This is a genomic window from Seonamhaeicola sp. (genome assembly GCF_028281565.1).
In the GTDB taxonomy this organism is placed as follows: Bacteria; Bacteroidota; Bacteroidia; order Flavobacteriales; family Flavobacteriaceae; genus Seonamhaeicola.
Genome location: NZ_JANQJQ010000005.1, coordinates 92,238 through 105,191, shown reverse-complemented (window position 1 = coordinate 105,191; position 12,954 = coordinate 92,238). Strand labels below are relative to the sequence as shown.

Genomic DNA, 12,954 nt, shown 5'->3' with positions numbered 1-12,954 from the left:
TACTAGTTTATTTTAATCCAAGCAGTTCCAGTACTTTGTACCCATTCTCTCACGCCATTTGCAATTGAAGCATTCGGTCCATTTGTTACAGTTACAGCACCCCCACTACTATTAATTAAAATATAAATTCTACCTTGATTTGCAACAGCGGCAACTGGTAATGTTACTGTAGTGGCTCCTGAATTAATTACAACCGTATAATTAGAAGCATCCAGGGTAATATTACTATTAGTAGATGTAATAGGCTTTGTATTTGCTTCACTTACCAACTCGTCTATTGCTGCCTTTACATTTGCTGCACTTAAACCTGAAGTAGTATTATCATAACTTACCTCTGCTGCTGTCTGATCATCTGTTCCTGTTCCATCCTGTAAGCTGGAAAGGTCTACCGTTTCGGAAGTACCGCCTTCAATACCTATGGTAAGGGTAGTACCGGAAAGTCCGGAACCACTGATATTCTGGTCATCCGTTCCTGCATCATCCAAGTGAGAAAGGTCAACGCTCTGAGAAGTACCATTCTCTATTCCAACAGTAAGAACATTCGTTAGATTGTTTACCGCAAGGCTCGCGATATTCTGATCATCGGTCCCTACAAGGCTGGAAAGGTCTACAGTCTCATTTGTACCACCTTCGATACCTATGGTAAGGGTAGTACCGGAAAGCCCGGAACCACTAATATTCTGGTCGTCCGTACCGGGATCATCAAGGTGAGAAAGGTCTACTGTTTGAGAAGTTCCATCTTCTATACCTACAGTAAGAACATTTGTAATATTGTTTACTGCAAGACTCTCGATATTCTGATCATCGGTTCCGGCATCATCCAAATGGGAAAGGTCCACTGTTTGAGAAGTTCCATCCTCTATCCCTACAGTAAGAACATTTGTTAGATTGTTTACAGCAAGGTTCTCGATATTCTGATCGTCGGTACTGTTTGTATTGAGTTCATCTATTGCTGCCTGAACGGTAGTGGCTGTCAACCCTGAAGTAGTGTTGTCATACGTTACCTCGGTGGCTGTCTGGTCATCTGTACCTACCGAAGTATCGGCAACCAGTAACCAATCCGTACCATTCCATCTCATGAGTTGTCCAGCAAGGGTACCGTTCGCCAATTTGGCCAGGCTAACCGCATCATTGGCAAGGTCTACTGCCTCAATGGTTGCGTTCAATATCCTGCTACCTTCAATTGTATTACTGGCAATATCACTGTTAGTGATCGTTCCATCGACTATTTTGGCGCTGTTCACCTGCGAATCTGCAATTTTAGCTGTGGTTACGGCAGTATTTGCTAATTCGGTGGTTCCGACGGCCCCGGCGGCAATGTCCAGAGTAACGTCGTTTAAAGTGGCATTGGTGCCTCCGGTTACTGTCAGATCATTTGAGGTAATGGAGCCGTCTCCTGTTAACCCGGCGGCATCCACAAAGGCTCCGCCATCGGTACCTGCTGAGATCAGGTTGCCCGCATTTGTACTGATGACGTCAACGGTGGTAGTACCACCATCTTCATCAGTATAGGTAATATCTCCGGTGGCATTGTTCTGACCCAAGCTTGTTATAGTCTCGTCAATTTCGGTAACGGTTCCATCGGCTTCGGTTATTGTTGCAATGAGGTTTCCGGCTATTACATCGGTAATGGCAATCCCGTTGGTGTTGATCGTTACGTCAGTCCCATCGTTATTGGTAAAGGTATAGGTGCCGTCTGCATTATCTGTGACGTCTGATTTATTTACCGTTCTGGCTGTCCCGCCCTCATCGGTATACGTAATGGTACCATCCGCATTATCTACAAATGTGGCTATGGTCTCATCAATTTCGGTAACGGTTCCATCGGCTTCGGTTATTGTTGCAATCAGGTTTCCGGCTATTACATCGGTAATGGCAATCCCGTTGGTGTTGATCGTTACATCGGAACCATCGTTATTGGTAAAGGTATAAGTACCGTCACTGTTATCTGTGATATCAGACTTGTTCACTGTTCTGGCTGTACCTCCTTCATCGGTATAGGTAATAGTACCGTCTGAATTGTCTACAAAGGTAGCTACGGTTTCATTAATATTGGTAGTTGCGCCTCCCTCTGCAGTATAGGTACCGATCAGGTTTCCGCTAACTGTTCCCGTTATGGTAGTAATGGTCTCGTCAATATCTACCGTAGTACCATCAGCCTCTGTAACGGTAGCTATTCTGTTACCGGCGATCACATTGGAAATAGCGACCCCGTTGGTATCGATGGTTACATCGGAACCATCGTTATTGGTAAAGGTATAAGTACCGTCACCGTTATCTGTGATATCAGACTTGTTCACTGTTCTGGCTGTACCTCCTTCATCAGTATAGGTAATAGTACCGTCTGCATTGTCTACAAAGGTAGCAATGGTTTCATCAATATCTACTGTAGTACCGTCGGCCTCAGTCACTGTAGCGATCAGGTTCCCGTTAATCACATTGGAAATAGCGATCCCGTTGGTATCGATTGTTACATCGGAACCATCATTATTGGTAAAGGTGTAAGTACCATCGCCGTTATCTGTGATATCAGACTTATTTACAGTGTTGGCCGTACCTGATTCATCAGTGAAGGTAATAGTACCGTCTGCATTGTCCACAAAGGTGGTTATAGTCTCATTGATATCGGTAGTTGCTCCTCCCTCAGCAGTGTAGGTAGCAATCAGGTGTCCGCTGACTGTTCCTGTTACAGTGGTAATAGTCTCGTCAATATCTACCGTAGTACCATCAGCTTCGGTCACTGTAGCGATTAGGTTCCCAGCGATCACATTGGAAATAGCGATCCCGTTCGTATCGATAGTTACATCGGAGCCATCGTTATTGGTAAAGGTGTAAGTACCATCGCCGTTATCTGTGATATCGGATTTGTTTACAGTGTTAGCCACACCTGCTTCATCTGTATAGGTAATAGTACCGTTCGCATTGTCAACAAAGGTAGTTACGGTTTCATTAATATCGGTGGCTGTTCCATTGGCTTCGGTTAACGTGGCTATTCTGTTACCGGCTATGACATTTGTTACAGTGGTGGTATTGGCATCAAAAATAAATTCCACACCATCCTCGTCGGTATAGGTAAAGGTACCGTCATTATTATTAACAAGTGTGGTCAGGACTTCCAGATTAAGAACATCATCAATATTCGTTAATCGCTGCCATTTGGTACCATCCCAATAATGATACCCGGGTGTTAGGTCACCGTTACTGGCCGTATTAAATACTAAAAGGCTTGTAACGTTACCATTTGCTATGGTAGAGGCGTCTGTAGACCCGGTTAATGCAAGCCTGGGGATTAACACCCCTTTATCGGTTGCAACCACATCGAGTTGAGCGGATTCATCAGGAAGTGGTGTTCCAACCCCAACCTGAGCATAAACTGTTCCCAAAGTCAGGAACGCTGAAATAACAAGTAGTTTTTTCACATTGATAGATTTAAAGTTAATATTCATTTTTTGGTTAATTCGTCTTAGTTCAACACACCATAGTATCCCTGCGGATATAAACGTGTTGGAAATTTTTAAAAAAACGCCAAGCAATACATGTACACATCAGTTACATGCTTGTTGTTTTTTTAATTAAAACAAAGGTTGGGGTTTGTTTTAATAAATTAAATATTTGGCTGAGAACACTCTAAAAAAACTTTCAGAGTGTAGAGAATGAGAGAGAATTCTCTGTGGCTAAAATAATATTTTTTTTATAACTGCCGCTTTTTTGATTTCATTTTTTGCTATCCTTAAAATTAGGCATTGTATATCTCAATAAACAATAAATATAAGTACTTGATTTTAAGTAAAATACATTCAATATTTTAATATTATAGTCCTTATTTAAGTTGTTTTGTTTCGGGTTTCAGTTCCTTTATTTTATGAATAATTCATGAGAAATAAGTTTTCAACAGACTTGTTAACAATGTTGTGAATTGCTTTAGTTTTGCTGAATTTCGGAGATTGCTCTTTACGTGTGCTCAGATTCTTGCAACGCGCTTAATAATGTCTGTACACTAATGACTTGTGACTTAAATTTCAGCTCCTTAATACTCGCTCTGAGGCACTCGAAGGGTTATGGATGATCACAAGATATTTTGTACACTTTTTTGTATACCTCTTATCATGAATTGCTTTAACTACACTGAATTTCGGAGGTTGTTCTTTACCCAGGCACAGGTCTTTGCAACGAGCTTACTAATGCCTAAACATAATGGCTTGTGACTTAAATTTCAGTTTACTAATTTTAGTGATGATTCACAGGAAGATTTGTTGTTAGTGTTGCAAAGCAATAGTTGTGAATTGCTTTCAGTTCCTTAATTTTATGGATAATTCACAGGCCATTAGCGGTGATTATGCACAAGAACCCGTTGTGAATTGCTTTCAGTTCCTTAATTTTATGGATGATTCACAGGAATCTACTTTAAGAGGGCTTGATTACCTTGGTTGTGAATTGCTTTCAGTTCCTTAATTTTATGGATGATTCACAGGGACGGTTCCATTTAAGAAGAACCCCTCCGCGTTGTGAATTGCTTTCAGTTCCTTAATTTTATGGATGATTCACAGGTTGCGGTGTATTAAAAGTTTATGAAACATAGTTGTGAATTGCTTTCAGTTCCTTAATTTTATGGATGATTCACAGGAGAAACACTCAACGTGAAATAAGGTTTTTAGTTGTGAATTGCTTTCAGTTCCTTAATTTTATGGATGATTCACAGGACAATTGATAATCGTCCTTCTTGAGAGTGGGTTGTGAATTGCTTTCAGTTCCTTAATTTTATGGATGATTCACAGGATACAAAGTTAACGGAGAAATACACATATCGTTGTGAATTGCTTTCAGTTCCTTAATTTTATGGATGATTCACAGGAATTAAACATCATGACCCAACAAGACATTGTTGTGAATTGCTTTCAGTTCCTTAATTTTATGGATGATTCACAGGGCTGATGATAAATTATATTTTGACAAACCAGTTGTGAATTGCTTTCAGTTCCTTAATTTTATGGATGATTCACAGGAGTATGCAGGTACACAGTTCACAGACCTATGTTGTGAATTGCTTTCAGTTCCTTAATTTTATGGATGATTCACAGGACAAGTTTTTTAAAGGTGTATCAGAACATCGTTGTGAATTGCTTTCAGTTCCTTAATTTTATGGATGATTCACAGGGTTTCTCCAAAAGCCTGTTCTTCTAATTTCGTTGTGAATTGCTTTCAGTTCCTTAATTTTATGGATGATTCACAGGAAATGGCAAAAGTGAAAAAAGGACAGTGGGGTTGTGAATTGCTTTCAGTTCCTTAATTTTATGGATGATTCACAGGATAAATGAAGGTTATTCCTAATACGATAAGGTTGTGAATTGCTTTCAGTTCCTTAATTTTATGGATGATTCACAGGGGTTCGGGATAGTTCAAGAAACAAATTTCAGTTGTGAATTGCTTTCAGTTCCTTAATTTTATGGATGATTCACAGGATTTTGAACCTCGTTGTACGCCCTGTCATAGTTGTGAATTGCTTTCAGTTCCTTAATTTTATGGATGATTCACAGGCGCCACCATCGGCACTTAAAAAGTAGATTGGTTGTGAATTGCTTTCAGTTCCTTAATTTTATGGATGATTCACAGGAACTTTCCCACGCGTTTAAACACCGCTTCTGTTGTGAATTGCTTTCAGTTCCTTAATTTTATGGATGATTCACAGGTGTTTTTTAAAGTATTTTCAAATTCCTTTGTTGTGAATTGCTTTCAGTTCCTTAATTTTATGGATGATTCACAGGTCGTATGAATTAGATATTGAACCTATTGTAGTTGTGAATTGCTTTCAGTTCCTTAATTTTATGGATGATTCACAGGATTAAGTTCATTTGCAACAAATAATCCATTGTTGTGAATTGCTTTCAGTTCCTTAATTTTATGGATGATTCACAGGTGTAAAAAGTGCCTTCAGTATATAGTAATAGTTGTGAATTGCTTTCAGTTCCTTAATTTTATGGATGATTCACAGGACGCCGAAGTGACGGGAAGAATTCTTTTCAGTTGTGAATTGCTTTCAGTTCCTTAATTTTATGGATGATTCACAGGATACTTGCTGTAACAGGCTGGTATCCTGTTTTTTATGAGGTTAGTTAAAATCCCAAAAAAGAACTGGTTCATTAAATATGGATTCCTACTTTCGCAGGAATGACAATCCTAAAATAATTCGAGTTGTTGACTTGGCGGTTCGGGTTCTACTTCTTTTTGGCCATGAAACAGTTCCATCATCCCGAATTGTTTATCGGTAATTTGCATGACACATACCTTTCCCTTTTTAGGCAACGCATTTTTAGTACGTTTGATATGGACCGCTGCGTTTTCACGACTTGGGCAAAACCGCATATAGATACTAAACTGGAACATGGCAAACCCATCATCCAACAAATTTTTTCTAAAGCGCGTTGCCGCTTTACGTTCAGTTATGGTCTCTGTAGGCAAATCAAAAAACACTAAAACCCACATACATCTGTATTGATTTAATCTTGTGAGATAAGACTCCATAGAAAGCTTTCATTTTAACCCACAAATGTTTGTAATGATGAGCGAAATTCCGGATAGAGTATCTTTCTGCGGGTGCCTTCAAAACATTCATAAAGACTCGCCGTTGTTCTGCTCATCGCATTCATCAATGGACTTTGCTTACCGTCTATCACAACATCCATAGCCGGGATCATTAACAGGTCGGCCTTGATATTTCTATTGAGTTCTTCAATGTTACAGCCACTTTCCACAATGTCATATACCATAGTGTCTACAAATGGCCGGTAAGGTTCCATGACATCATCGGCCAGACAAAAGGCATTGTATTTGTTATGGTGGAAAATGCCCACTGAAGGCAACAAGCCACTACTTACCAAAGCCCGGGCTGCAACGGCACGTAAAATAGCATAACCGTAATTGAGCAGGTTATTGGGAGGGATGCCCTTTTGATTCCGGCTGAACCCGTCTATATGAAACAAATTCTGAAAATAGAAGGCTGCTGCCAAAGCCTCCTGGTTACCCAGATCGCCACTTTTTACCGCTTTGGTATACCGTTTTAATCGTAATGCATTTTTCCCCCTGGACAGAAAATGACTGGCCTGGTTGTCTATTTTTGCGGTCACGGTTTGTTGCCATAAGTTCTTTTTTAAAGGGATACTGGCATTTAGTTGGTGACGCATCCGTTCGGTCTGTTCGGTATGGCCTATCAAAGGTTGCAATAAGGCACAAGGTAAATGCTGCTTATCACAGGTAATCACTGCGGTCTTGTTTTGCACTAATTTCATCAACAAGCCATTAGTAATAGTGATCTGAGGGTCTTCCAATACCACATAGCCCAGATCTTCAATCGGGATTGTCTTTTCGTCTTTACCTTCTTCAGGAAAGTTGACCACCAATTGTTGGTTTTTGGTGCTTAAATAGGCTGGGTTGCTGAAAAAGAGGGTGCGTTTTATCATTCTTTAAAAATTAATTCCCCTAAAATTGACAATTCAAAGTCCGTACCTTCATAAAGAAAATTCCAGCTTTTTGATGTATTGAGTTTAAGTAAAGGAGTTTCTCCTTCAATTTCAATGGTTGAGTTTACCTTTTTAAATTTGTCTAATTCCTTTTTAACTTCACTGGCTTTATCTTTTCCTATCTTATCAACCAAACGTTGTATCCTATAATCTTTCCAACTGTTTAACTTATATTTACGTCGTTGTAAATCTTCATTTCTAGTTTTGATATCTTCGATACTCTTATCTTCTACAACTTTTGGTAAACCAAAACTCTTTTCGTAGTTCCATAAAATTTCATCTTTCTTTTCTTTTACCAATGCGTCAATATTATCATCTGCCGTAGCCGTTAAGTGGTATTTTAACCAAAGACTACCATTATCGATTTTTATGATTTTATAAAGTCGATTTCCTTGAAATTCTGATTCTTTTCGTTGTTCATAATCAAAATCATCTTTTAGTACCAAAAGCTTTTGTCCTATTCTAAGCAATAGCTTTTTATACCTTGTTTTCCCGGGGAAGTATCGTTCAACAAAATATTCAATATCAAATCTCCGCTTAGCTCGAAACACTTCTGATACTTGATAGGCGTGTACCTGTAACAACTCACGTTCATCGTTTATGGGATTAAATAGCATTATTCCATATGGAATTGAGCCACTTTCTGCATAAAAGAAGTTCTTATAGTCTTTATCACTAAGGTAGTCTACACGCTTTTTGACTTGTTTGCCCGCTTTCTTTTTAATCCTGACATGGCGTATAGGATTACCCTGAAAATCTAATATTGGTTTATTTCCTAATTGACCTGCAATATGTTCTGCCAAATGCGGATCAACAATATCGTTTAGGTTTGCTCTTGAAATTTTTGAAATATCTTCTCTTTTTACATAAGAAAACTCATCATCGCCTGTTTTGTAAACCCAATCCGTATTCTCAATGTTTCGTTTTGGACTACCGTCTTCAAAACGTTCTACATTTTTTATTTTACCCAAGAATGAATCTTTAAATAAGGACGTGCGTATGGTATCACCTGCTTGCATCAATGGCTGGTTGTAGAGTTTATTGCCATTACTTTCTTTTTTGTACTGAATTTTGCCAGCATTTCGTACCTTTTTAAAGGTTTGCGTAACCACGTTGTCCTTTTTATAATTGAATATTAATGTATTATTTTCAATCTGATTTTTTACTTTTTGAGAATTAAAATGAGAGTGAGGTTTATAATCTAATTGATCCCCTATTTTGTCCTTTAAGTCATACATCTTTTTAATTAAAGTGTCTCTTCTACTTGCATTTGAAGGAATGTATGTTAATACTGCTGCGTCTACAGTATGATGTGTATGTTTTGCACGGCTCTTAGGATTCTCTTTATCTTCAAAGCCTAACATCTTCCTAAAATCTGAAGTAACCGAACCCTTTTGCACCGCTACTTTATTGAAATATGTTTTTAAAAACTCTCTAGCATATTTGCTTATGCTCTGTGTATCGGTAAGCTGGCGTCTTGCCCACTGGTCATTAACATCTGTTGCAGTAAAACGTTCTATTTTATCTTTCCAATAGTCATAGTGCATTTTGTAAAAATGCTTTTCCTGTATTCTAGTGTTTTTTGTTTTTTCATCTTCTACACCTTTAGGTTTCTGGCGAGTTTCAAAAGCCATCTTAAAACCATCTCTCACTTTTTCCCATTGAGCAAGTCTGGGCTTAATAGCTGTGCCAATACCGTCAACGTCTTTTTCATAATTGGGTAAATTAATTGGCAGCTCTCTGTTTTTAATTTTAGTGTTATAGTCAGCAAATGCTATGGTTTGATTTGCCAAAGTATTGTCGGGTAATAAAATTCTTGGAATGGTATGTTCTATATTGGTAGTTGATGAAAAAAGTTGACTAATGGAAATCATTTTGCCAGTATACATACATTGCCCTTTTTGTTCCATCCAAAGTTCATAGCGTTTTATGGCGCTTTTTTCCTTAAGTATTTCTTTTCGGTCAATGTTTAGTTGTTTTTTTCCCTTTTCATCATGGGTTGCTTCTAAAATCTGTTCATCCCACAACTCAAACTGTTGTATGCTTTCTTCTACATTAAGAGTTAATTTATTGTTGGCTTTGTACTCATGTAGAAAAGCCCTAATCATCTTGCGTTTGTTTTCTCTTTGCTTTTGGTAACGCTCTATGGCAATACGTTTGTTATTGTCATTCAATTCTCTGGCAATCTCAACAATAACCTCTGTGTATTCATCAACATCACCATTTACTATTAATGTATTTATAAGCTTCCGCAATACACTCATGGCTTTATTAAACATTGGGTTCTTAATAGCATTGGTTTGTGCCAAGGGAAGAATATCAATATCTGTATTTCGATATTTTATTGTGGCACCATAAAGATTATCTCTTTTAGAGTGATGATAAAGTGATTTCTTGAGAACTATGTTTTCTTGCCTCAATAATTCTTCAAAAATCACTTGAAGTGTTTCAAGTTTTCTATAATCACGATTAACATCAAAAAAGAACTCTTGATACTCTTTACCAACTTCGTTTATGAGTAGGTCTTTTTCCTGATAATTCTTCCATCTTGATTTTCCAAAGTGGTTTTCACAAGCATTCTTTATATCATAGTTGTCTGAATCTTGTAAAAGATAGGTAAAGTCTTTGTATCCGAAAATACTATCTTCATGTCCATTTATGAAAGCTTCAACTTTGCCTTTGTAGTCCTCTATGAGTTTATTTACAATTTGCACAACTTTTTTGCGGTGGTTGTATATTGAGTTAGCTTCATTTAACAAATCAGTAACCGTTTGTTTTTTTTCACTGTAATTCTCGCCTAAAGCATTAGGTAAATTGGCTAAAAGCACGGCATCGTTGTATAAGAATCCATCCTTTAGTAATGGAATTATCTTCCTAAGTACAAATTGACTCAGGTTACCATAGCCCTTAGGTAATAAATTCTTGAGTTCAACCAAAGGTGAAATGGCCCTCTCTACTCCTTTGTGTTTTCTTATTTTATCCCGAAGATTGAGTTTATTTTTACCAAATTTTACAAGGGCATCTTCATCAAATTCTGTTATGTTATGCCAAATATCAAGCAATGAATAGTCATTGTAGTGCTTAGACATTGAACCAATGGTAAATTTTTCAACTATGTTTAAATCTTCTTCGGCTTGATCTCCATAGAGTGTAATAATTTTTTTGCAAAATGGCATTCCAGCGACCGTAGTTTCATAGGTATTGGTCTTACTATTAATCGGATAATTGTAAGTTTTATTTTTTTGATAGAGCCTATCCAATGCCTTTCTAATAACTTCAAACTTAAAGTTAGCGTCTTTCTTTAAAAAAACGGTTTTAAAAAGCTTATTTCGGTATTCTTGTGAAATAAATTCATAATCATCTGATTCATTTTTCACCTTTATGGTATTGATGAATTGCCAAGCTCTAAAAATTTCATAAAGAGGATGTGATACGGCACATCTTTTTTTCTTGGGTTCAAGGGTGCATTTGCCAATGTTGCCCTTTTGAGTTTTGAGGGGCTGTTGCCATATAATCGCCTTATGAATACTACGAACAAAATTATCAACAAATTGATTTTCAGGGTTTTTACTAATTAAATAACCTTGGTGGTTTAGAATTTTTATCAGTTCATCTTCATACTCGTCACGATAGGGATAATTATCTCTTGCTCTTAAGTTTTTTGCTAAATATTCATTTTGTAAGGCATCTGCAATGGAACGATGTTTGTGAAGCGCTTCTTGAAATCCGCTTTCTACTCTTCGTTCAATTTGTTTTTTTGTTTCCTTATTGGTTTCGCCAATATCTTTAAAACCTCTGCGTTGGACTAAATGGTATAAGGTTCGACCAAGTTCCATAGGGCTAAGTTTTTGGTCAAGTGCTTTTACTCTGAGTTCATAAGGATTTTTATATAACAATCCGTTATCGAAGCTAAAATCGCACTGCAGCCATTTTCTAAAATTTTTGCTATTTGGAAATCGCTTTGGTTTTCCCTTTTTGTAGTTGATCCAATTTTCTAGTTCTGATTTGGTCAATGGTACCATTTTCTTTTCAACCAACACACTTAGTATTAATTTCTTCCTGTATTTGCGCGCTTTTATAGGATTTCTTTTTAATCTAGCTTCGCGTCTATCTTTGGTTGGTGAAGAATACCCCGACGTACCCTTTACCATTCCAGAATCAAATATTACCGTTCCAAATTTTAAAATCTCTTCACCATCACGTAAAAACCATCCTATGGAAGAACTACCTAAATCCAATCCCAGTTTTTTCATAATTTTTATTTTTATATATTTACAGTCCTGAAAGACAATTCACAATAAGGCCATAGAGCCACAGAGAAAATCTAGACCACTGCTTCGGTAGTGGTTTCTTTTATTTTAATATCTAACTCTTATCTAAAATTACATTACGGAAACCCGCATTTTGTTAATAATTTATTTTTCATCTATAGGAAAGATTATTCCGTTGTGAAAACATTCAAGGTGGCAGGTTAATTCTTGTCGCCTTTTTTATTCTTGAATGTTTCACGAGTTTCTATATAAAAAATTATCAAACTACGAGCTAAAACATTTAAGCCGCCTCGTCTTACAATACGGGGCATTTTTATGTATTTAAATGTTTCAACGAGTCCATAAAAATGAAATCGCCGAGTGAAAACATTTAAAGTAACTCCGCAGCATCGCTTCCTTTTTATTACATAATTATAACAGCAAAAGGTATTGTATAATTCTTAATGGAGAGAGCTTAAATATAAGAATTATCTTATTATAATTGTATGATAAAAATCAAATTTTTAAAAGATTTCCAGGCTTCCTTTCCCTTCCCTGACAATTACAGGGGCATCATCAGATAAGTCAATCACAGTAGACGCTTCATTACCGCCATAACCACCGTCAATGACCAGGTCTACCAGGTTATCCCATTTCTCAAGAATTAATTCCGGGTCGGTGGTATACTCAATCACTTCATCTTCATCATAAATAGAGGTAGAAATAATAGGATTCCCCAACTGTTTTACAATTTCCAAAGCAATGTTGTTGTCGGGCACACGAATACCAACGGTCTTTTTCCTTTTAAAAGGGTTTGGTAAGGATTTAGATCCGGGAAGAATAAACGTGTAGGGTCCGGGAAGTGCCCGTTTTAATATTTTAAAAACCGAAGTATCTATTTGCTTTACATAATCGCTCAAATTACTCAGGTCATGGCATACAAATGAAAAATTGGCTTTTTCCAGCTTAACACCCTTAATCTGTGCCACGCGCTCCAAAGCTTTTATATTGGTAATATCACACCCTAAACCGTACACCGTATCCGTAGGATAGATGATGAGTCCGCCTTTTTTAAGAATAGCAACCACCCTGTCAATCTCTTTAGGGTTGGGGTTTTCCTCGTATATTCTTAAAAATTCAGCCATAATAAGTATATTGTGATAGCGTTTACAAAATAAACATTATTTTTT

General features: G+C 37.3%; 5 protein-coding genes and 1 CRISPR repeat array. All 5 genes read right to left on the bottom strand.

Translation table 11 applies throughout. The features are described 5' to 3' along the window. Window positions 1–2: 2 nt before the first annotated feature. Window positions 3–3,419 carry a hypothetical protein gene (locus Q0983_RS01470; RefSeq protein WP_299547666.1) on the bottom strand — a complete coding sequence of 1,139 codons (3,417 nt, stop codon included), beginning with the start codon at window positions 3,417–3,419 and terminating at the stop codon, window positions 3–5. Between the two features lie 780 nt (window positions 3,420–4,199). Next, a CRISPR array of direct repeats spans window positions 4,200–6,056; the repeat unit is 36 nt; unit sequence GTTGTGAATTGCTTTCAGTTCCTTAATTTTATGGAT. Window positions 6,057–6,174: 118 nt separating this feature from the next. Continuing rightward, window positions 6,175–6,519, bottom strand: a complete 345-nt coding sequence (gene cas2, locus Q0983_RS01465) for a CRISPR-associated endonuclease Cas2 (protein ID WP_299547663.1) — start codon at window positions 6,517–6,519, stop codon at window positions 6,175–6,177. Between the two features lie 14 nt (window positions 6,520–6,533). Next, window positions 6,534–7,454, bottom strand: coding sequence for a type II CRISPR-associated endonuclease Cas1 (cas1, locus tag Q0983_RS01460; RefSeq protein WP_299547660.1), 921 nt, complete (start codon window positions 7,452–7,454; stop codon window positions 6,534–6,536). Continuing rightward, the gene (gene cas9 / locus Q0983_RS01455; RefSeq protein WP_299547657.1) at window positions 7,451–11,767 is read right to left on the bottom strand and encodes a type II CRISPR RNA-guided endonuclease Cas9; all 4,317 of its coding nucleotides are present in this window, start codon (window positions 11,765–11,767) and stop codon (window positions 7,451–7,453) included. Before cas9 ends, cas1 begins: the two co-directional genes overlap by 4 nt. A gap of 521 nt (window positions 11,768–12,288) precedes the next feature. Further along, on the bottom strand, window positions 12,289–12,909 hold the full coding sequence (locus Q0983_RS01450; RefSeq protein WP_299547654.1) for an L-threonylcarbamoyladenylate synthase: 621 nt from the start codon (window positions 12,907–12,909) through the stop codon (window positions 12,289–12,291). Window positions 12,910–12,954 lie beyond the last annotated feature (45 nt).